The following is a 21,840-nucleotide window of genomic DNA, read 5'->3' as shown; positions in this document are numbered from 1 at the left end:
CAGCGGGCCCGCTCAGGCGAGGCCGAGTTCCTTGTCGATGAAGGCGAGGACGTCGTCGGCGCTCGCGTCGTCGGCGAGTTGCTCGTCCGGCGACGGTCCCGTGCCGGTCCCGGCGAGCCGGGCCGTGAGGGTCTGGAGCCGGCCGGGGATGCGGTGCCGTTCGACGTCCTCGGGCGGCAGGGCCGCCAGGGTCTCCTCGAGCCGGTCGAGCTCCGCGAGGACGGCCATGATCCCGCCGCCGTCCGTCTCGGGGCACAGCTCGTCGCGCAGGTGGGCGGTGAGCGCGGCCGGGGTCGCGTGGTCGAAGACGAGCGTGGCCGACAGTTGCAGGCCGGTCGCGGCGAACAGCGCCTGCTTGAGGTCGGTGGCGGCCACCGAGTCGAAGCCCAGGTCGGTGAAGGGCCGGGCGGGGTCGAGGGCGGCGGGGTCGTCGTAGCCGAGCAGCGCCGCCACGTGGGTGCGGACGAGGTCGAGGACCGCCCGGCCCTGCTGGGCCGCGGGCAGCTCCTTCAGCCGTGCGGCGAAGCCCGGCCCCTCCTGGTCGGCGCCGCCCTGCGCCGCGCCCGGGTCGAGGGCGGCCCGGGTCTCCGGCACCGCGTCGATCAGCGGGCGGGGGCGGGCCATGGTGTAGACGGGGGCGAAGCGCACCCAGTCGATGTCGGCGACGACGAGGTGCGTCAGGTCGCGGTCGAGGATGCGGCCCAGCGCGGCGGCGGCGAGGCCGGGGTCCATCGGCGGGGTGCCGATCCGGCTGAGGGCCGCGCCGAGTTCGGCGTCGACCATGCCGCCGTCCCACGAGCCCCAGGCGACGGAGGTCGCGGTGGCGCCGCGGGCCCGGCGGGCGCGGGCGAGTGCGTCGAGGTAGGCGTTGGCGCTGCCGTAGGCGGCCTGTCCGGTGCTGCCCCAGACCGCCGATCCGGAGGAGAACAGCACAAAGGCGTCCAGCGGGCGGTCGCCGAGCAGTTCGTCGAGGTGCCGGGCGCCGCCCGCCTTGGCGTCGGCGACGGCGGCGAATTCCTCCAGGGTCAGGTCGGACAGCGGGGCGATGCGCTGCATGACGCCTGCCGCGTGCACGACCGCGGTCAGCGGCCGGTCCTCGGGGATCGCCTCGAGCAGGCGGCGCACCGCCTCGCGGTCGGCGACGTCGCACGCCTCGACGGTGACCCGGGTGCCGCGTGCGGCCAGTTCGGCAACCAGGTCCGCGACTCCGTCGGCGTCCGGTCCGCGGCGGCTGGTCAGCACCAGGTGTTCGGCTCCCCGGTCGGCGAGCAGCCGGGCGACGTGCGCGCCGAGTCCTCCGGTGCCGCCGGTGATCAGGGTCGTACCGCGGGGCGTCCAGTCGCGGGCGGCGGGCCGGTCGGTGAGCGGGGTGCGGACCATGCGGCGGCCGAGCACCCGGTCGCCGCGCAGGGCGAGTTGGTCCTCGTCGCCGGGCGCGGCGAGCACCTGGCACAGCCGGCCCACGGTCTCGGCGTCGACGGCGGCGGGCAGGTCGAGCAGGCCGCCCCAGCGTTCGGGAAGGTCCAGTGCGAGGGCGGAGCCCAGTCCCCACACGGCCGCCTGCGCGGGGTCGGCGGTCCCGTCGTCGGGGCCGGCGGCGACCGCCTGGGCGGTGACGCACCACAGCGGGGCGTCGAGTGCGGCGTCCTCGAGGGCCTGCACCAGGGTGACGGTGGCGGTGGTGCCGCGCGACAGCGACCCGTGGCGGGGGTGGGGGCGGTCGTCGAGGGCGAGCAGCGACAGCGTTCCGGCCAGGTTCGTGTAGGCGCTCAGCTGTCCGGCGAGCGCCTCCCGGTCCTGGTCGCCGACCTCGAGCCGTACGGTCCACACGCCCTGCGCGGCGAGCCCCTCGGTGACGGCACGCACGCGCGGGTCGTCGGTACGTCCTTCGGGCACGGCGAGCAGCCAGGTCCCGTCCGGTGTGGTGCGCTCGGCGGACGGCAGTGCGGCGGGCTGCCAGTCGACGCGGTAGCACCAGGAGTCTGTGCGGGCCTCGTCGCGCTGCCGGCGGCGCCAGTCCTTCAGCGCGGGCAGTACCTCGTCCAGCACGGGCGCCGGCACGCCGATCCGGTCGGCCAGCGAGTGGGCGTCCGTCCGCTCCAGCGCGTTCCACACGGCCGTGTCCACGGCGTCCGCGCTGACGGGCGCGGCGGCGGTGGCGGCGGCCTCCGGGTCACGCCAGAACCAGCGGCGCTGGAAGGCGTACGTCGGCAGGTCGACCAGCCCGGCCCCGCGCTCGGCGAAGAAGGCCCGCCAGTCGACGCCGACGCCCCGGCAGTGGGCCAGCGCGACACCGGTGACCAGCTCGGTCTCCTCGTCGCGGTCGCGGCGCAGCAACGGCACGAACACCGCCTCCTCGGCGGTCTGCCGGCCCATCGCGGTCAGGGCCGCGTCCGGGCCGAGCTCGAGGTACGTGGTGACGCCCTTGTCCGCCAGCACGCGCACGGCATCAGCGAAGCGGACGGCCTCACGGACGTGACGGACCCAGTACTCCGGGTCGGACAGCTCGCCGCTCACCGCAGTGCCGGTGAGGGTGGAAACGAGCGGAATGGACGGGGTGCCGTACGACAACTCCTGGGCGACGGTACGGAATTCGTCGAGCATCGGCTCCATCAGCGGCGAGTGGAAAGCGTGCGAGACCTTCAGGCGGGTCGTCTTGCGACCCTCGGCCTCGAAATGCGCCTTGATACGGAGGGCTTCCGCCTCGACGCCGGAGACCACGACCGCGGTGGGGCCGTTGACGGCGGCTATATCGATGCCGTCGGCCAGCAGCGGACGAACCTCGTCCTCCGAGGCCTGGACGGCGACCATCGCGCCGCCGTCCGGCAGGGCTTGCATCAACCGGCCACGAGCAGCCACCAGCCTGGCCGCATCCGCGAGTGACAGGATGCCCGAGACGTGCGCGGCGGCGAACTCACCGATCGAGTGCCCGGCCAGGTAGTCAGGCTTGATACCCCACGACTCCACCAGCCTGAACAGCGCCACCTCGATCGCAAACAGCGCAGGCTGCGTGAACTCCGTACGACCCAGCCGCCCGGCGTCCTCACCCCAGACCACATCCCGCAGCGGCAGATCCAGCTCGGCCAGGACGGCATCGAAGGCCTCCGCGAACACCGGGAACGCGGCATACAACTCCCGCCCCATCCCCAGCCGCTGCGCCCCCTGCCCCGTGAACAGGAACGCCGTCAGTCCGTCGTCCCGCGAGGCGCCGCTCTGTACGACGCCGGGTGACGGGCGGTCCTCGGCCAGGGTGGTGAGCCTGCGGAGCAGTTCGGCGCGGTCGGTGGCGATGAGGGCCGCCCGGTCCTGGAGGGCCGTGCGGGTCGTGGCGAGGGAGTGGCCGAGGTCGAGGAGGGTGGGCTCGTCGTCGGCCTCGGCGCGGGCGAGCAGGCGCCGTGCCTGTTCGCGCAGGGCGTCGGGGCTCTTGCCTGAGAGGACGACGGGCACGACTGTGGCCGCGCCGGAGGTCGTCCCGCCGGGCTCGGTGTCCTCGGCCGGCGGCGCCTCCTCGATGATCACGTGGCCGTTGGTGCCGCTGAAGCCGAAGGAGGAGATGCCGGCGCGGCGCGGGCGGCCCGGGGTGGCGGGCCACTCCCGGGGCTCGGTGAGCAGCCGGACCGCGCCGTCGGACCAGTCGACCTTGGCGCTGGGTTCGTCCACGTGCAGCGTTCGCGGGAGTACGCCGTGCCGCAGTGCTTCGACGACCTTGATGATGCCGCCGACGCCGGCGGCGGCCTGGGCGTGCCCGATGTTCGACTTGAGGGAGCCCAGCCACAGGGGCCGGTCCGCGGGCCGCCCCTGTCCGTACGTGGCGAGCAGGGCCTGTGCCTCGATCGGATCGCCGAGGACTGTGCCCGTGCCGTGTGCCTCCACCGCGTCGACCTGGTCGGCGGTCAACTGCGCCGAGGCCAGGGCCTGCTGGATGACCCGGCGCTGGGAGGGGCCGTTGGGGGCGGAGATGCCGTTGCTGGCGCCGTCCTGGTTGACGGCGGAGCCGCGGACGACCGCGAGCACGGGGTGGCCGTTGGCGCGGGCGTCCGAGAGACGCTCGACGAGGAGCATGCCCACGCCCTCGCCCCAGCCGGTGCCGTCGGCGGCGTCCGCGAACGACTTGCAGCGGCCGTCGGGGGACAGTCCGCGGTCCTGGCTGAAGCCGACGAAGGAGTGCGGGTGGGCCATGACGGTCGCGCCGCCCGCGAAGGCGAGGGTGCACTCGCCCGAGCGCAGTGCCTGGACCGCCAGGTGCAGGGCGACCAGGGAGGACGAGCAGGCCGTGTCGACCGTGACCGCGGGGCCCTCGAGGCCGAGGGTGTAGGCGATGCGGCCGGAGGCGACGCTGGCCAGGCTGCCGGTGCCGCCGCCGACGAGGTAGTCGTGGTAGACGACGCCGGCGAAGACGCCGGTCCTGGTCTCCTTGACGGTGACCGGGTCGATGCCCGCCCGCTCCAGGGCCTCCCAGGCGGTTTCCAGGAGCAGCCGCTGCTGCGGGTCGGTCTCCTTGGCCTCCTTGGGGCTCATCTTGAAGAAGTCGGCGTCGAAGTACCCGGCGTCGTGCAGGAATCCGCCCTCGCGGCTGTACGTCTTGCCGGGCTTGGCGGGCTCGGGGTCGTAGAGCGCCTCGGTGTCCCAGCCGCGGTTGTCCGGGAAGTACGAGATGGCGTCCCGGCCGGAGTCCACGAGATCCCACAGGTCCTCGGGCGAGGTGACGTCGCCCGGGTACCGGCAGCTCATGGCGACGATGGCGATCGGCTCGCGGTCCTTGGCCTCGGCCTCGCGCAGCCAGCGCCTGGTCTGCTGGAGATCGGCCGTCGCGCGCCTGAGGTAGTCACGAAGTTTGTCGTCAGTCCCCATCGCTCATGAACCAATCTCGAGGTTGTCCAGTGCCTGGAAGAGCTCGTCGTCGCTGGCCGTGGCGAAGTCGTCGTCGGTCTGCTCTTCGGCCGCCCTCTCCCGGGCGTCGCGCCAGGCGCGCAGCAGGGCCTCGAGCCGGGTGGTGATCCGGTCGGTGTCGCCGTTCAGCTCGGGGGCGGCGGACAGGACCGCTTCGACGCGGTCGAGTTCCGCGAGGAGCGGCTGGGCCGCTCCGGCCTCGGCTGACGAGTCCTCCTGGAGCAGCAGGGCCGCCACCGCCTGGGAGTTGGGGTGGTCGAAGGCGAGGGTCGCCGGCAGGCCGTGCCCGGTGAGACGCGTGAGCCGCTTGCGCAGTTCGCCCGCCGCCACCGAGTCGAAGCCGAGCTCGGTGAAGGCCCGGTCGGGCTCGATCGCGTCGGCCGACTCGTGGCCGAGCACCGCGGCGACCTGGCCGCGGACCAGGGTCAGTACGGCCCGCTCCCGTTCGCCGTCGGGCAGGGCGAGGATCTCCCGCCAACGCCCGGTGTCGACGTCGTCCTGCTCTGGGGCACCGGCCCCAGAGCCGATGACGACGACCCCGTCGCCGCCGGTCTCGGCGAGCCAGTAGGGGCGGCGCTGGAACGCGTACGTCGGCAGCTCGACCCGGTGGCCCGGGTGTCCGGCGAAGTACGCCCGCCAGTCGACGGCGACACCCCGGCAGTGGGCCAGCGCGACAGCCGCCGCCAGCTCCCGCCGCTCCTCGCGGCCCCGGCGCAGCGCGGCCACGAACACGGCGTCGGCCTCGTCCCCGCCGGTCAGGCATTCGGCGCCGGTGGCGGTCAGTGCGGCGTCCGGGCCGATCTCGACGAACGTCCCGACCTGCAGCGCCTCGAGCCGGGCCACCGCGTCGGCGTGGCGGACGGTCGCGCCGACGTGGCGGACCCAGTATTCGGGGGTGCCGATCTCGTCGGCGTCGATGGAGAGGCCGGTGACGGTGGAGACGATGGGTATGGACGGCTCGCCGTACGTCAGCTGCTGTGCGACGGAACGGAATTCGTCGAGCATGGGCTCCATCAGCGGCGAGTGGAAGGCGTGCGAGACCTTGAGCCGGGCGGTCTTACGGCCCTCGGCCTCGAAGTGCGCCTTGACGCGCAGTACTTCGGCCTCGACGCCGGAGACCACGACCGCGGTGGGGCCGTTGACGGCGGCGATGCCGACACCGTCGGCGAGCAGCGGACGTACCTCGTCCTCGGTGGCCTGTAGGGCGGCCATGGCGCCGCCCTCGGGCAGGGCCTGCATCAACCGGCCGCGTGCGGCGACGAGTCGGGCCGCGTCGGCGAGTGACAGAACGCCGGAGACGTGCGCGGCGGCGAACTCGCCGATGGAGTGGCCGGCCAGGTAGTCGGGCTTGATGCCCCACGACTCCACCAGCCGGTACAGCGCGACCTCGATCGCGAACAGCGCGGGCTGCGTGAACTCGGTACGGCTGAGCTGTTCGGCGTCCTCACCCCAGACCACGTCCCTGAGCGGGAGGTCCAGCTCGGCGAGGACGGCGTCGAAGGCCTCGGCGAACTCGGGGAAGGTGTCGTACAACTCCCGTCCCATGCCTAGCCGTTGTGCCCCCTGCCCCGTGAAGAGGAAGGCGAGCTTGCGGCCGGAGGTGCGGGCCCGGTCGCTCACCGCCGTGGCGGGGAGGTCGCCCTCGGCGAGGGCGATGAGGGTGCGCAGGGCCTGGTCGTGGTCCTCGGCGAGCACCGCGGCGCGGTGTTCGAAGGCGGTGCGTTCGACGGCGAGCGACTGGGCGATGTCCGGCGCGTCGGCCTGCGGGCCGGTGCCGAGCCAGGCGGCGAGCTTGGCGGCCTGGGCGCGCAGGGCCTGCGGGGTGCGGCCGGACAGGAGCCAGGGCAGTACGCCCGAAGGTGCTGCGCCGGCATCGGCGGACTGCTCGGACCGGTCGGGCTGCTCGGGGGCCTGTTCCACGATGACGTGGGCGTTGGTGCCGCTGATGCCGAAGGAGGAGACCGCGGCGCGGCGGGGTCCGTCGGTGGCGGGCCACTCCTGGGTCTCGGCCAGCAGGCGCAGGTTGCCCTCCGACCAGTCCACCTTGGTCGAGGGGGTGTCGGCGTGCAGCGTCTTCGGCAGGACGCCGTGGCGGATCGCCTCGATCACCTTGATGAGGCCGGCGACTCCGGCCGCGGCCTGGGTGTGGCCGATGTTCGACTTGATGGAGCCGAGCCAGACCGGCCGGTCCTCGGGGCGGTCCTGGCCGTAGGTGGCGAGCAGCGCCTGTGCCTCGATCGGGTCGCCGAGGGTGGTGCCCGTGCCGTGCGCCTCGACCACGTCGACGTCGGCCGGGCCGAGGCCGGCGTTGGCGAGGGCCTGGCGGATGACGCGCTGCTGGGCGGGGCCGTTGGGGGCGGAGATGCCGTTGCTGGCGCCGTCCTGGTTGACGGCGGAGCCCTTGACCACGGCGAGCACGGGGTGGCCGGCGGCGCGGGCGTCGGAGAGGCGCTCGACGAGGAGCAGGCCGACGCCCTCGGAGAAGCCGGTGCCGTCGGCGTCCTGGGCGAAGGAGCGGCATCGACCGTCGGGGGACAGCCCCTGCTGGAGGCCGAACTCGACGAGGACCTCGGTGGTGGCCATCACGGTCACGCCGCCGGCCAGGGCAAGGGTGCACTCGCCCGAGCGCAGCGCCTGGATCGCCAGGTGCAGGGCGACCAGGGAGGACGAGCAGGCCGTGTCCACGGTGACGGCGGGGCCTTCGAGCCCGTATGTGTACGACAGACGCCCTGAGTTGATGGAGCCGGTGGCGCGGGAGTTGGCGTAGTCGTGGTACATCGCGCCGGTGAACACGCCGGTGCGGCTGCCCCGGAGGGTGGCGGGGTCGAGGCCGGCCCGCTCGAAGATCTCCCAGGAGGTCTCGAGGAGCAGCCGCTGCTGCGGGTCCATGCCGAGGGCCTCGTTCGGGGAGATGCCGAAGAACTCGGCGTCGAACTCGGCGGCGTCGTACAGGAATCCGCCGGAGCGCGTGTAGGTGCGGCCGGGGGTGCCCGGCTCGGGGTGATAGACGCCCTCGATGTCCCAGCCACGGTCGGTGGGGAAGGCGGAGACCGTCTCGGTGCCGTCGGCGACGAGCCGCCACAGGTCCTCGGGGGTCTCGACGCCGCCGGGGAAGCGGCAGGCCATGGCGACGATCGCGATCGGCTCGTCGGCCGCGGCGGCGGTGACGGCGGGCGCGGGCGCCCCGGACGCGGCGGAGCCGAGCGCCGTCTCCTTCAGATACTGGGCCGCGGCGCGGGCGCTGGGGTGGTCGAAGACGAGGGTGGCGGGCAGGCGCAGACCGGTGGTGGCGCCGAGCCGGTTGCGCAGTTCGACTGCGGTCAGCGAGTCGAAGCCGAGCTCCTTGAAGGCCCGGTCGGGTTCGACGGCGTCGGCGGAGTCGTGGCCGAGGACGTCAGCGACGTGCGAGCAGACGAGGTCGAGCAGAAGGGTGTCGCGCTCGGGCTCCGGCAGTCGTGCCAGCCGGTCGGCCAGCGAGCTGCCGTCCGCGCCGCCGGTGCGGGCCGTCTTGCGGACGGGGACGCGCACCAGGTCGCCGAGGACGCTGTGCAGGCTGCCGGCGCCGGCCTGGGCACGCAGGGCGGCCAGGTCCAGGCGGAGCAGCAGCAGGAGCGGCTCTTCGGCGGTGAGCGCCTGGTCGAACAGGGCGAGACCCTCGGCCGTGGTCATGGCGGGGAAGCCCTGGCGGCGCAGGCGTTCGGTGTCGGCCTCGTCGAGGTCTCCGGTCATGCCGGTGGCCTCGGCCCACAGGCCCCACGCCATGGAGGTGGCCGGCAGTCCGGCCGCGCGACGGTGGGCGGCGAGGGCGTCGAGGAAGACGTTGGCGGTGGCGTAGTTGGCCTGCCCGGCGGCGCCGAGGGTGCCGGCGGCGGAGGAGAACAGCGCGAACAACGCCAAGTCGTGGCCGGCGGTGAGTTCGTGCAGGTGCCAGGCGGCGTCGGCCTTCGGGGCGAGGACGGTGTCGAGGCGCTCGGGGGTGAGGGCGGCGACGGTGCCGTCGTCGAGGACGCCCGCCGCGTGGATCACGGCGGTGAGGGGGTGCTCGTCGGGGACGGTGCCGAGCAGGTCGGCGAGCGCCGCCCGGTCGGAGACGTCGCAGGCGGCGAGGGTGACGGTGGCGCCGGCGGCGGCGAGTTCGTCGCGCAGGGCGGTGGCGCCGGGCGCGGCGGCGCCGCGGCGGCTGGTCAGCAGCAGGTGTCGTACGCCGTGTTCGGCGACCAGGTGGCGGGCGACGAGGGCGCCGAGGCCGCTGGTGCCGCCGGTGATGAGGACGGTGCCCTCGGGGTCGAGCGCGGCCGGCTCGGCGGGGGCGGCGTTCTCGGCGGTGCGGGCCAGCCGGGGCGCGCACAACGTGCCGTCGCGCAGCGCGAGTTCGGGTTCGCCGGTGGTCAGGGCGGCGGGCAGGGCGCGGCGGGAGGCTTCGGTGTCGTCCAGGTCGGCCAGGGTGAACAGGCCGGGGTTCTCGGCCTGCGCGGCCCGCAGCAGGCCCCAGGCGGGGGCGAGGGTGAGCAAGGGCGCGGGGTCGCCGGGGGCGGCGACGGCGCCGTGGGTGAGGACGACCAGGTGCGACTCGCCGTACCGGTCGTCGCCGAGCCAGGTCTGTACGAGGTCCAGGGCGCGGTGGGCGGTGAGGCGGACGCCCTCGAGGGTGCCCTCGGTGCCGGGGGCGTCGAAGTCGACGACCACGGTGGACGGGACGGGCTGGTCGGGGTCGAGCTCGTCCAGGTCGGTGACGTGAACGAGGTCGGTGTCCTGGGCAGCGCCGTCCACAGGCACGGCGGTCCAGTTCAGGCGGTAGGGCAGTTCACGGCGGCCGCTCGCGGACTCCAGCTGTCCGGCAAAGACCGCGCGGGCCACGATGGACTCGACGCTGACGACGGGGTTGCCGCTGGTGTCGGCAGCCTCCAGCAGGGTGTTGCCCTGTTCGTCGGTGACGATCCGCACCCGCAGCGCGGTCGCGCCGACGGCGTGCAGCCTGACTCCGGTCCAGGCGAAGGGCAGGACCGTTTCCCCCTCGTCCTGCCCCTCTGCGCCGACGAGTTCGGCGTGCAGGGCCGCGTCCAGCAGCGCCGGGTGCAGGCCGAACGCCTGGGCGTCGGCGTGCGCCTGCTCCGGCAGGGTCACCTCGGCGAACAGCTCGCCACCGCGCCGCCAGGCGGCCGTCAGTCCCTGGAAGACCGGGCCGTAGGCGTAGCCGCGGCCGAACAGCCGCTCGTAGGCGCCGTCCAGGCCGATCGGTTCGGCGCCGGCAGGCGGCCACTGGGCGAAGTCGAAGCCCGCGTCGGAGATCTGCGGGGTCAGTACGCCGGAGGCGTGCCGGATCCAGGGCTGGTCCTCGCCGTCGGCGCGGGAGTGGATGCCGACGGTGCGGGCGCCAAAGTCGTCGGGGGTGCCGAGCAGCACCTGCAGGGCCACTCCCCCGCGCTCGGGTAGCACGAGCGGCGCGTGCAGGGTCAGTTCGTCCAGCGTGCCGCAGCCGGCCTGGTCGCCGGCCCGGATCGCCAGCTCCACGAAGGCGGTGCCCGGCAACAGTACGGTGCCGAGCGCCTCGTGGTCGGCGAGCCAGGGGTGGGTGCTCAGCGAGAGCCGGCCGGTGAACACGTGGCCGCCGGACTCGGCGGTCTCCACCGCGGCGGCCAGCAGCGGGTGTTCGACGCCGACCTGACCGAGGTCGGGCACCCCGCCGCCGACGGTGGGCACCTTGCGCCAGTAGCGCTTGCGCTGGAAGGCATAGCCCGGCAGGTCGGTCGTCCGGGCGCCGGTGCCGTCGAAGAAGCCTGCCCAGTCCACTGGGGCGCCGCGCACCCAGGCCTCGGCGAGCGAGGTGGCGAACCTGAGCAGGCCGCCCTCGTTGCGGCGCAACGAGCCGACCACACCGGCCGACTTCTCGGCGGCGTCGACCGACTCTTGGACGCCGTTCTTGAGGATGTGGTGCGCCGTCGGCTCCACGAACAGGGTGAAACCGTCCCGCAGCAGGGCCCGGGTGGCCTCGTCGAAGCGGACGGTCCGGCGCAGGTTGGTGTACCAGTACTCGGCGTTCAGCCCGGCGGTGTCCAGGATGTCGCCGGTCACCGTGGAGTAGAACGGGAGCCGGACCGAGCGGGGGGCGACGGGTGCGAGGACCTCGAGGAGCTGGTCCTGGATCTCCTCCACGAAGTGCGAGTGGGAGGCGTAGTCCACCGGGATCCGGCGGACCCGGACGTCTTCCTCGGTCAGCTCGGCGAACAGCTCGTCGAGGGCGTCGGTCTCGCCGCACACGACGGCGGTGGAGGTGCCGTTGACGGCGGCCAGCTGGAGCCGGCCGTCCCAGCGGGCGAGGCGGGTGGACATCTCGGCCGCGGGCAGCGGTACGGACATCATGCCGCCCTTGCCGGCCAGCCGCTGCTTGATGACCTGGCTGCGCAGGGCGACGACGCGGGCGCCGTCCTTAAGGGAGAGGGCCCCGGCGACGGTGGCCGCGGCGATCTCGCCCTGGGAGTGTCCGACGACCGCGCAGGGCTCGACGCCGTAGGAGCGCCACAGTGCGGCGAGCGAGACCATGACGGCCCACAGCACCGGCTGGACGACGTCCACCGGTTCGAGGTTCGGCTGGCCCTCTCGGCCGCGCAGCACGCCGATGAGGTCCCAGTCGACGAACTCGGCCAGGGCCTGGCCGCAGGCGGTCATCTGCGCGGCGAACACCGCTGACTGGTCGAGCAGTTCGACGGCCATGCCGTCCCACTGCGAGCCCTGGCCGGGGAAGACGAAGACGGTGCGCGGCTCACCGCCGGGCGCCGCGCCGGAGACGACCGGGGCTCCGGTGCCGCTCCCGGCGAAGGCGGACAGGGAGTCGAGCAGGGTTTCACGGTCCGTACCGAGCACGACCGCCCGGTGCCCGAGCCTGGCCCGGGTCGTGGCGAGCGACAGACCGATGTCGGCCGGGCGTTCCCCGGGCCGGGCCGTCACGTGTTTCCACAGCTTCTCGGCCTGTGCCCGCAGCGCGTTCGCGCTCTTCCCCGAGACGATCCACGGAATCACCCCAGAGAATTCCTCAGCGCCCACCCGGGCCACCCCCTCGACTGCGTGTCGCATGCTTGCATTCCGTTGTGGCAGTGGACGGCCACGACGCTACTCATACGGGCTCCGGGGGCCAACCCCAGAGGTGGTCACCGGCACCCCTACTACTGAATCGGGGCCAGATTTCGCGAAATACCCGGGTACCCCGGAGCGGGGCACCCGGGAAACGGAAAATCAGTTTCCGGAACCGACGTGATCGATTTCCTGGGCGTGTGCCAGGATGTCGCCGAATTCAGGGAACTGGGCTATTGCTTGAGCCGCGGTCAATTCCGGCAAGCGCGGCCCGCGCAGAATGGCCAGCAGGTTTGCGAGGGAGAAGATCGCCAAAGGCGAACCGGACAGGGCGGCGGCGTTGAACACCGCCTCCGCGATCCGGCCGTTCTCCGCCGCGACCTTGGTGACCCGCTCGTTGAGGCGCTGCTGGGACGGGCTCGGCCGACGCTTGGCGTTGGACTGCACGTCCGGGAAGAAGTGGTCCTGCGTGGTGGCGGCCACCCAGGGCGCCACGGCGATCCGGGCGAGCGCCTTCTGCGCCTTGCGGGCCAGGCCGGGGCGCAGGCCGCGGTGGCGGCGCAGCGTCTCGCGCAGGGCGACGGCCTGGCGGGCGGCCTGGGACATGCCGGTGCCGTAGTTCGGGTTGGGCGCCATCAGCGAGTCGCCGGTGGCAACGAAGCCCTCGGGGACCGGCAGCTTCTCGTAGTAGCGGCGCCGGTTGGCCATGCCGCGGTAGGGGCGGATCTCGGACACCGCCCGGGCCTTGTCGATCAGCTCGGCGATGACCGGGTGCCGGGTGCCGCGCGCAAACTCCACGAAGCCCTCTTCGTCGGTGGGCGGCACGGCGCCCCGGGTGCCGAAGAGGGTGACGATCCAGCGGCGGCCCTCATTGGGCAGCAGCGCCGCGCCGCGGCCGGGCTTGCCGGTGCCGGCCTGCGCCTGGATGAGCACGCCGGGGAAATCGTCGCGCAGTCCGGGCGGTGCCTCGAACACGCGGCTGGCGTAGGCGAATCCGCCGTCCACGACCTCCTCGTACACCGCGGGCGCGCCGATCGCGCCGAGCCAGTCGGGGGCCTTGGAGCGGCGTCCGGTCGCGTCGATGACCAGATCGGCGGTGAGGGTCCGCTCCTCCTCGCCCTCCGGCTGGATCCGCACCCCGGTGACCCGCTCGGCGCTACCGGTCAGGCCGGTCACCCTGGTGCCCTGCAGCACGGTGATCCGCTCGTCTGCCAGGGCCCTGCCGCGCACCACGTGGTCGGTCAGGTCGCGGCTGCACAGCACCACGTACGCGGAGCTGGGCTGGCGGCGGAACCAGCCCTCGCCGGACCGGGTCAGGTTGCCCGAGGGCAGCGCGCGACGCTTGGCGCCGGCCGCGTGCAGCTCCTCGGTGATGCCCGGCAGCAGGGACTCCAGCGCCTCGACACCACCGCGCATGAACATGTGGTTGTGATGCCCCTGCGGCAGCCCGCGGCGGGGGGCCGGGGTGTCCGGGTAACGGTCGCTCTCGACGATGGTGACGGCGTCGGCGTATCGGCTCAGCGCAACCGCGGCGAGCACCCCCGCCATTCCGCCACCGAGCACTACTGCCCTGGTCATTGCGCGCTTCCTTCCTGCACTGCCGGTGGTCCTCGGTGCTGTGAGTGCTGTCTGTGCTGGTCCGTGCTGTCAGTTCTCGATCCCGCACGTGGCGAGGTAGGTCTTCATGCGCCGCTCGGCCAGGGCCGGGTCCGGGAACAGGCCGAGCAAGTCCGCGAGCCGGTAGGCGGTCGCCAGGTGCGGTACGGAGCGGGCCGACTGCTCGCCCCACACCATCCGGAAGTGGCTCGCGTGGCCGGCCAGCCAGCCGAGGAAGACCAGGCCCGTCTTGAAGAAGAGGGTGCTGCGCAGCGGGCCGACGAAGACGTGCCGGTTCAGCTCGAGCGTCTCGTCGAACAGCGTGCGGGCGGTGGCGGCGTCGCCGTCGTCCAGGGCCCGCAGTGCCTGTGCGGCCAGCGGCGCGACCGGGTCGAACACCGGGGACAGGCCGTCGCTGAAGCCCTGCCCGTCGCCGAGGATCAGCTCGGGGTACGCGTCGGTGTCGCTGGTGTAGAAGCGCACGCCCTCGGGCAGGCGGCGGCGCAGCTCGATCTGGCGCTCCACGGTCACCGGGGCGAGCTTGACGCCGTCGACCTTGTTCCGGTGCTGCTTGACCAGGTCGATCAGGGCGTCGTAGGCGGCGTCCAGGTCCTGGTGGCCGAAGTAGCCCGCGTGGAAGGGGATCCACTCCGGCAGGATCCAGTGGATGACAGCCGGCTTGGAGGCCTGCCGCAGGAGGTTGCCGTACACCTCGGCGTAGTCGTCGGGGCCCTGCGCCACGGCGGCCAGCTGCGGGCTGCACATGATAATGGCCTGCGCGCCCGCCTCCTCCACGACCTCGAGCTGCTGCTCGAAGGCCGCGGCGACCTCCTTGAGGGAGTGCGGGGCGAACGGGTCGAGCTGGTCGGTGGTGATGGCCGCGGCCAGCCGGCCGCCGACCGCGCGGGCCTCCGCGCCGGAGCGGCGGATCAGCTCCGCGGCGCCCGGCCAGTCCAGGCCCATGCCGCGGTGCGAGGTGTCGAGGGCCTCGGCCACGGTGTAGCCGTACGACCACAGATGGCGGCGGAAGGCCAGGGTGGCGTCCCAGTCCAGGCGCTGTTCGGGCGGCGGGCCGACGGGCGGGCCGAACGGCTCGTTGGGCGCCAGCGGGTCACCGACGACGTGTGCCGTCGCAAGGATGGACCGCTTGCTGAACGGCGTGGCCACCGCGGTGAATTCACGCGGGGACGGGTTCGGCCGGTACGAGGTGAGCGTACCGTCCGGCTCCGGCAGTTTAATCATCGCTTCAGCTCCGAGACCTCACGGGAATGCACTGGCGATTCATTAAATCCAGCCGAGTCTCGGCCACTCCATACGGCCGACCCCCTAAGTCCCTGATATCTCCCCCCTAGATTCCCGCGGAGCGGTGTGGCCGAAGAGGCTTAGGGGGTCCGAACACTGGATACCGCGGCCGCGTATGTGACTTCATGTAATAGCGGTCGGCCGGCTTGCGGTTCGCCGCGTTCTCACTGGCCGTCAGACGTGGAAGGTAACTATGTGGAAGTTTGAACACACTGTGGAGGCCAAGGCCACTCCGGCGGCGGTGTGGGCCCGTTACACCGACCTGCCGTCCTGGCGCGAGTGGTACAACGACGTCAGCACGATCCGCGTCGAGGGGCCGATCGTCTCCGGCGTCAAGGGCGTGATCGAGCAGGACCCGGAGCAGGGTCACCACCCGCAGCCGGTGCCGTTCACCCTCGTCGACGTCGTCGAGAACGAGGGCTTCACGCTGGAGTGCATGGCGCCCACCTCGGAGTCGGGCGTGAAGGACGAGACGTTCCTGCGCACTAGCCTGCGCGCCGTCGACAACGGCAAGGGCGGCGTGACGATCACGCACTCGGCCATCCTCGACGGTCCGCAGAGCGCCGAAGTCGGCGAGGCGATCGGCAAGTTCCTCAGCACGAACCTCGTCCTGGGCCTCAAGCGCCTGGCCAAGGTGGTCGAAACCGCCTGATCCTCCCGTCCCTCCCCCTGATCTCCGGTCGCCCGCCATCCCTCCGGCGGGCGACCGGCGTCATGTGCGGACACCTGCGCCTGCCGCCGGCCGGCACCTCCGGCCCCTCCGACCGGAGCGCCCCTCCAGAAGAGCGACTTCCGCATCCCGCTCCCCGGGAGGCCGAACGCACACCGCCGGCCCGCGCCGCTCCTCTGGCAGGAGGGCGTGGGCCGGCGGTGTGGGGTTCAAAACCGGGGGGTCAGGTGATGATGATGGCCGAGACCGGGCAGAAGTCGGCTGCTTCCTCTGTGGGCTCGTGGAGTTCGGGGGTCGGGGTTTCGGTGACCAGGACGACGCGGCCGTCCTTGGGGCTCTGCTCGAAGACCTTCGGGACGGCGAGCGCGCAGGAGCCGGAGCCTACGCAGCGTCCGCGGTTGACGGAGACGCGCATGTCGACCCCTCCTCACCAGGTGACGGGCAGCTCGTGCAGACCGTAGATGTGACCGCCGTGCATGAACGACAGCTCCTCGACCGGAACGGCTGGCCGCAGCGTGGGGATCCGGGCCAGCAGCGCGCTGAAGACGATCTCCAGCTGAACCCGGGCGAGGTTCGCGCCGAGGCACTGGTGGGCGCCGTAGCTGAAGGCCAGGTGGTTCTTGGAGTCGCGGTGGATGTCGAGGGTGTCCGGGTTCTCGAAGACCGTCGCGTCCCAGTTGGCGGCGCCGTTGCTGGCGATGACGCCCTCGCCGGCGCGGATGGTGATGCCACCCACCTCGATGTCCGCCGTCGCCACACGGACGGTCGCGGAGTCCGCGATGGACAGGAAGCGCAGCAGCTCGTCGACGGCCTTGCGGGTCAGCGACGGGTCGGCGCGCAGTTCGTCGGCCACCTGCGGGTTCTGCATCAGCACCAGCGTGCCCAGGCCGATCATGTTGGCGGTGGTGTCGAAGCCCGCCACGACCAGCAGCCGGGCGATGGACACCAGGTCGGCGAGCTCGAGGCCCGCCTCTTCGCGGTTCTTGGCGACCAGTCGGCTGAGCAGGTCGTCCCCGGGCTCCTGCTCCTTCTTCTCGATCAGCCGGCCCAGGAACCCGTCCATCTCGGTGTAGAGGACGGTGATCTCCTCCTGGGTGGAGTTCCGGTTCATGGTGACCTCGGAGTACCGCCGGAAGTAGTCGATGTCCTCCGGGTCGGCGCCCAGCATCTCGCAGAACAGCAGGGAGGGGACCGGTGCGGCCAGCTCCTTCACCAGGTCCACGGTGCCGCCCTGGGCGAGCATCGCGTCGATCCGCTCGTCGACGATCTGCTGGATGCGCGGCTTGAGCGACTGGATACGGCGCGCGGTGAACTCGGGGATCACCAGGCGGCGCTGGGTCGTGTGCTCGGGGGCGTCGAGCGCCGAGAACGGGAACTTGATGAACTGCAGGACCTCTTCCGGCACCGAAAACTGCAACGGGTAGCCGGGCAGCTTGGCGTTGGAGCTCATCGCCGGGTCGCCGAGGACCTTCTTGACGTCCTCGTACCGGGTGAGCAGCCAGGCCGGCGCGCCCGACAGCCGCAGCTGCACCTTGGTCGCCGGGCTCTGCGAGCGCAGTTCGGCGTACTCGTCGGGCGTGCTCAGGGGGCACTTGCGGATGAACGGGAAGGGAAGCGCGGCGCTGTCGTCGCCGGCGGAAGGGGTGGCATGGGCCGGGCACTGACTGGTCTCGGCCTGGGCGACGTCGGACATGACGTTCGGTGTCCTCTCGGGCAGGGTTGGGAGCGTGAGCGCTACGGGGTGGGGGCCGCACGGGCTGCGCAGCCCCGCGTAGCTGCGGGCAGTCGCACCAGCGCACGGCGCCGTTACCGCCAACGCGGCCGGCGAGTCCCGCACGGCCGCGCTCTACCGACGGTCAGTCGAGCGTGGCCAGCGCCGCCGGGCTGAAGGAGTTCAGCTCGTCGGCGCGGCCGTCACGGATCTTGGCGACCCACTCCGCGTCGCCGAGCAGGGCCCGGCCCACCGCGACGAGGTCGAACTCCTCGCGTTCGAGCCGGTCCAGGACGCCGCCGATGCCCTCGGTGGCCGCCCCGGTGCCCTCGGCGAACATCGTGACGAAGTCGCCGTCGAGGCCGACCGAGCCGACGGTGATGACCGGCTTGCCGGTGAGCTTCTTGGTCCAGCCCGCCAGGTTCAGGTCCGAGCCCTCGAACTCGGGTGTCCAAAAGCGCCGGGTCGAGCAGTGGAAGGCGGTGACGCCGGCCTCCGCGAAGGGCGTGAGGAACTCCTCCAGCTCCTGCGGGTTCTCGACGAGGCGGACGGTGAAGTCGGCGGTCTTCCACTGCGAGAAGCGCAGCACCACCGGGTAGTCGGGGCTCACCCGGGACCGTACGGCGTCGATGATCTCCACGGCGAACCGGGTCCGGGCCACGATGTCGCCGCCGTAGCCATCGGTGCGCTGGTTGGTGCCCGCCCAGAAGAACTGGTCGATCAGGTAGCCGTGCCCGCCGTGCAGTTCGACGCCGTCGAAGCCGAGCCGCTCGGCGTCGGCGGCGGCCTGCGCGAACGCCTCGACCACGGCGTCGATCTGCTCCTGGGTCATCGGCTCGGTCACCTGCTGGCCGGGGGCGACGAGCCCGGAGGGGCCGACCAGCTTCGTGCCCTCGCCGAGCGCCTCGCCGGCCAGCGGGTCGAGGCCGACGTGCCACAGCTGGGCGAATATCTTGCCGTCGGCGGCGTGCACCTGACGCACCACCTCGGCCCAGCCGGCCAGCGCCTCCTCGCCGTAGAAGTGGGGCACGGCCGGGTTGTAGGAGGAGCCCGGGTGGTCGACCACGGTGCCTTCGGTGACAATCAGGCCCACGCCGTGCTGCGCGCGCCGCGCGTAGTACGCCGCGACGTCCGCTCCCGGTACTCCCCCCGGAGACATGCTGCGGGTCATCGGTGCCATGACGAAACGGTTCTTGAGCGGTACGCCGCCCAGCGTCACCGGTGAGAACAGAGGGCCGACCGGTCGGGTCGAGGCAGGCGCAGTGGACGCGATGGACATGAGGAAGACATTCCCTTCAGCTGGATCGGCCGGCCGTGGAATGGGTCGGTGTCCTGGTCCGCACCGATTCGGCCACGTACCGATTGAAACCAAGTGGGGGCCGCTCGAGCCACGCGTTCGACCCCCTAAACAGCGCTGCCGCCCCCCTAAAGAAAAAGGGGGCGGCGGCGCGGGCCGGGCCCCGGTCCGCTCAGAGCGGCGCGCCGATCCGGGAGCCCGGCTGGTTGCCCGCCACCGGGACGGTGCGCGGCCGGCGGCCCAGGTCGCGGAAGAGCCTGCCGGGCCACCAGGTGGCGCGGCCCGCGTCGAGGACGAGGGCGGGCACCAGGACCGTACGGACCAGGAAGGTGTCCACGAGGATGCCGAGGGCGACCACGATGCCCATCTGGATCATGTTGGTGACCGGCATCGCGGCGAACACCGCGAAGGTGGCGGCGAGGACGACGCCGGCGGAGGAGATGACTCCGCCGGTGCCGCCGAGCGCGCGCACCACGCCGTGGTCGTGGCCGTGCAGCACCGTCTCCTCACGGACCCGGGTCATCAGGAAGATGTTGTAGTCGATGCCGAGGGCGGCCAGGAACACGAAGGCCACCAGCGGGATCGTCCAGTCGACGCCGCTCTGCCCGAGGACCTGCTCGAAGACGATGTTGCTCGCGCCGAGGGCCGCGAGGTACGAGACCACCACGGTCAGCAGGAGCAGCAGCGGGGCCACGAGGGACCGCAGCAGGAGGACGAGGACGACCAGGATGACGCCGAGCACGAGCGGGATGACGGTCCGCAGGTCCTGGTCGGACGCCCGCTCGGTGTCGGAGCGTTCGGCCGCCGTACCGCCGACGACCGCGTGTGCTCCGGCGACCGCGTGCACGGAGTCGCGCAGCGCGTCGACGGTCCGGGCGGCGCCGTCGCTGTCGGGCGCGTCCTTGAGGACGGCTTCGATCGAGACGAGCGAGCCGTCGGGCGAGCGGGTGGGGGTGAGGACCGAGGCCACTCCGTCGGTCTTGCGGGCCGCCGCGGTCACCGCGTCGGCGCTGCCGGCCCGGGCCACGATCAGGGCCGGTCCGGAGGCGCCCGCCGGGTAGTGCTGGGCGATCTTCTCCTGGGCGACCACGGACTCGGGCTTGTCCTGGAAGACCTCGGCCTGCCCGATGCCCACGTTCATGCCGAGGACGGTTGCCGCGGCGGCGGCGATCAGGCCGAGGGAGAGCACCCATGCGGGCCGCGGACGCCGGGCCACGGCGGCACCGACCTTGCCCCAGATGCTGCGGTGGGAGCGGGGCGGGGTGCCGTACTTGGGCCGGAACGGCAGGAAGACCCAGCGTCCGGCGATCACCAGGAGCGCGGGCAGCGCGGTCAGCATCGCCACGAAGGACCACAGCACGCCGACCGCGCCGACCAGGCCCAGGCTGCGCGAGGAGTTGACGTCGGCGAAGGCGAGGCAGAGCAGCCCGGCGACCACGGTGGCGCCGGAGGCGATGATGGCGGGCCCGGCCTTGCGCAGGGCCACGGCCATGGCGACGTGCCGGTCCTCGTACTGGTGCAGCTCCTCGCGGTAACGGGCGATCAGGAGCAGGGCGTAGTCGGTGCCGACGCCGAAGGCGAGGACCATCAGAATGCTGGCGCTGCCCGGGTCGACGGGCAGGTCGGCATGTTTGGCGAGCAGGTAGGTGGTGCCCTGCGTGGCCACCAGGGAGAAGCCGACGGACAGGATGGGGAACAGCCACAGGAACGGGCTGCGGTAGATGAGCAGCAGCAGGACAATCACGACGGTGCTCGTGATGCCCATCAACGCGGCATCCAGGTTCTCGAACGCCCCCACGTAGTCGCTCTGCTGGCCCGCCGGGCCGCCGATCTCCACGTCGAGTCCGGCGGGCGCGCCGGACCGTGCGGTGGTGCGCATCTCCTTGACCTCGTCGGCCGTGGCGGCACCGTCCACCCGGTTCAGCGGGACGACGACCATGAGGGCCTTGCCGTCCTTCGAGGCCATGGTGGCGGGCATCTTCTCGCCCTCGGCGAGGTGTTCGCGGAAGGCGGCCCGGTCCTTGTCGGCCTTGGCCCGGTCGCCGTGCGTGATGCCGGCGGTGCGGCTGTACACCGTCACCGCGGCGATCACGTCGTGGTCGGTACGGAACTTCTCCAGTTCGTGCAGGACCTGCACCGACTCCGCGTTGCGGGGCAGTACCGCCGTGCTGCCCTCGTCCTTGACGTCGTCGAGTTTTCCGGCCAGTGGCCCGAGGGCAGCGGCCACGATGAGCCAGCCGATCACCACCAGCCACTTGGCCCGTTTTCCGCACAGGGCCATGGTGAACCGCCTGTTCCCGTCGGTCATACGGGTCTCCTGGGGGGTTGCGTTCAGAAAAGCGATGTCAAAGACAAGGTCAAGGCTTTCCCATGGGCTCAACAACCCCTATCTGCAGGAGCGCCACCCCTGTAGCGGACCCCGCCTCATCCCCTCAGCGCCTTCTCGATGACCGAGATGACCGCAGCGGCCTGGGAGTTGAGGTAGAAGTGGCCGCCGGTGAAGACCTTCAGGTCGAAGGGGCCGGTGGTGTGCCGCTCCCAGGCCCGCGCTTCCTCGTCGGTGACGTGCGGGTCGGCGTCCCCGGTCAGGACGGTGACCGGGCAGGTGAGCGGCGGGCCGGGCGTGTAGCGGTAGGTTTCCGCCGCCCGGTAGTCGGCCCGGATCGCCGGGAGGATCATGCGCATGATCTCGTCGTCGCCGAGCACCTGTGAGTCCGTACCGCTGAGCCGCTTGATGTCGGCGATGAGGCCGTCGTCGTCCCGCAGGTGCACCCGCTCGTCCCGGGGCGTGGACGGGGCCCGCCGCCCGGAGGCGAACAGATGACGCACTGTCACCCCGGTGGCCTCCAGGCGCAGTGCCACCTCGAAGCCGAGGGAGGCGCCCATGCTGTGGCCGAACAGGGTCAGCGGCCGGTCGCCGTACGGCCGCAGCTCCGCGGCGAGCACGTCCGCCAGGGCGGGGATGCTGTCGACGCACGGCTCGTGCCGGCGGTCCTGGCGGCCCGGGTACTGGACCGCCAGGACGTCGGCCACGGAGGCCAGTTGCCGCGACACCGGGAAGAAGTACGACGCCGAGCCGCCGGCGTGCGGCAGGCACACCAGGCGGGGCGCGCCGTCGGGGCCGGGGTGGAAGCGCCGGATCCAGGCACCGCTCCCCACGGTGGTGTCCGCCGTCATCGGGAACCTCCGAGGAAACCCCCGCCTTCGGGCGGGGGAGGAATCGGACTCCTGCGGGGCAGGGCAGGGAAAGACGGATCGCCGCCAGGGCGATCCGGCGTCCGCTCCCGACGACCCGTCAGGCAGTCA

10 protein-coding genes are annotated in these 21,840 nt (G+C 72.6%); 1 reads left to right on the top strand and 9 read right to left on the bottom strand.

What is annotated here, in order from left to right; translation table 11 throughout:
* Positions 1-12: 12 nt before the first annotated feature.
* The 4 genes from ACFYXB_RS39025 to ACFYXB_RS39010 form a co-directional block, all read right to left on the bottom strand.
* Positions 13-4,851: a type I polyketide synthase gene (locus ACFYXB_RS39025; RefSeq protein ID WP_389589728.1), complete on the bottom strand. Its 4,839-nt coding sequence runs from the start codon at positions 4,849-4,851 to the stop codon at positions 13-15.
* A gap of 3 nt (positions 4,852-4,854) precedes the next feature.
* Complete coding sequence (locus ACFYXB_RS39020) at positions 4,855-11,961, bottom strand: SDR family NAD(P)-dependent oxidoreductase (protein WP_389589727.1); 7,107 nt, start codon at positions 11,959-11,961, stop codon at positions 4,855-4,857.
* A 159-nt stretch (positions 11,962-12,120) separates the two neighbouring features.
* Entirely contained in the window at positions 12,121-13,536 is a 1,416-nt protein-coding gene (locus tag ACFYXB_RS39015) for an FAD-dependent oxidoreductase (RefSeq protein WP_389589726.1), read from the bottom strand.
* A 69-nt stretch (positions 13,537-13,605) separates the two neighbouring features.
* Positions 13,606-14,796, bottom strand: a complete 1,191-nt coding sequence (locus tag ACFYXB_RS39010; protein WP_389589725.1) for a DUF993 family protein — start codon at positions 14,794-14,796, stop codon at positions 13,606-13,608.
* A 253-nt stretch (positions 14,797-15,049) separates the two neighbouring features.
* Between ACFYXB_RS39010 and ACFYXB_RS39005 the strand changes: the two genes are divergently transcribed.
* Positions 15,050-15,508, top strand: a complete 459-nt coding sequence (locus ACFYXB_RS39005) for an SRPBCC family protein (RefSeq protein ID WP_389589724.1) — start codon at positions 15,050-15,052, stop codon at positions 15,506-15,508.
* Between the two features lie 241 nt (positions 15,509-15,749).
* Here ACFYXB_RS39005 and ACFYXB_RS39000 read toward each other — a convergent pair whose 3' ends face one another.
* The 5 genes from ACFYXB_RS39000 to ACFYXB_RS38980 all read right to left on the bottom strand — a co-directional run bounded on the left by ACFYXB_RS39000 (position 15,750) and on the right by ACFYXB_RS38980 (position 21,711).
* A complete protein-coding gene (locus ACFYXB_RS39000; protein ID WP_389589723.1) occupies positions 15,750-15,941 on the bottom strand; it encodes a ferredoxin in 192 nt (63 codons plus the stop codon).
* 12 nt (positions 15,942-15,953) lie between these two features.
* A complete protein-coding gene (locus ACFYXB_RS38995; protein ID WP_389589722.1) occupies positions 15,954-17,219 on the bottom strand; it encodes a cytochrome P450 in 1,266 nt (421 codons plus the stop codon).
* Positions 17,220-17,382: 163 nt separating this feature from the next.
* Positions 17,383-18,510: an NADH:flavin oxidoreductase gene (locus ACFYXB_RS38990; RefSeq protein WP_389589732.1), complete on the bottom strand. Its 1,128-nt coding sequence runs from the start codon at positions 18,508-18,510 to the stop codon at positions 17,383-17,385.
* Between the two features lie 196 nt (positions 18,511-18,706).
* Positions 18,707-20,842, bottom strand: coding sequence for an MMPL family transporter (locus ACFYXB_RS38985; protein ID WP_389589721.1), 2,136 nt, complete (start codon positions 20,840-20,842; stop codon positions 18,707-18,709).
* Positions 20,843-20,958: 116 nt separating this feature from the next.
* Positions 20,959-21,711, bottom strand: coding sequence for a thioesterase II family protein (locus ACFYXB_RS38980; RefSeq protein WP_389589720.1), 753 nt, complete (start codon positions 21,709-21,711; stop codon positions 20,959-20,961).
* Positions 21,712-21,840: the final 129 nt, after the last annotated feature.

This window comes from Streptomyces sp. NPDC002619, from assembly GCF_042889305.1.
Taxonomy (GTDB): Bacteria; Actinomycetota; Actinomycetes; order Streptomycetales; family Streptomycetaceae; genus Streptomyces.
This window is presented reverse-complemented; position numbering and strand designations above follow the sequence as displayed.

Coding starts and splice junctions, on each gene's coding strand:
- ACFYXB_RS39010 (WP_389589725.1), bottom strand. CDS start 14,796: ATGATTAAACTGCCGGAGCCGGACGGTACGCTCACCTCGTACCGGCCG.
- ACFYXB_RS39015 (WP_389589726.1), bottom strand. CDS start 13,536: ATGACCAGGGCAGTAGTGCTCGGTGGCGGAATGGCGGGGGTGCTCGCC.
- ACFYXB_RS39020 (WP_389589727.1), bottom strand. CDS start 11,961: ATGCGACACGCAGTCGAGGGGGTGGCCCGGGTGGGCGCTGAGGAATTC.
- ACFYXB_RS39000 (WP_389589723.1), bottom strand. CDS start 15,941: ATGCGCGTCTCCGTCAACCGCGGACGCTGCGTAGGCTCCGGCTCCTGC.
- ACFYXB_RS38995 (WP_389589722.1), bottom strand. CDS start 17,219: ATGTCCGACGTCGCCCAGGCCGAGACCAGTCAGTGCCCGGCCCATGCC.
- ACFYXB_RS38985 (WP_389589721.1), bottom strand. CDS start 20,842: ATGACCGACGGGAACAGGCGGTTCACCATGGCCCTGTGCGGAAAACGG.
- ACFYXB_RS38980 (WP_389589720.1), bottom strand. CDS start 21,711: ATGACGGCGGACACCACCGTGGGGAGCGGTGCCTGGATCCGGCGCTTC.
- ACFYXB_RS39005 (WP_389589724.1), top strand. CDS start 15,050: ATGTGGAAGTTTGAACACACTGTGGAGGCCAAGGCCACTCCGGCGGCG.
- ACFYXB_RS39025 (WP_389589728.1), bottom strand. CDS start 4,851: ATGGGGACTGACGACAAACTTCGTGACTACCTCAGGCGCGCGACGGCC.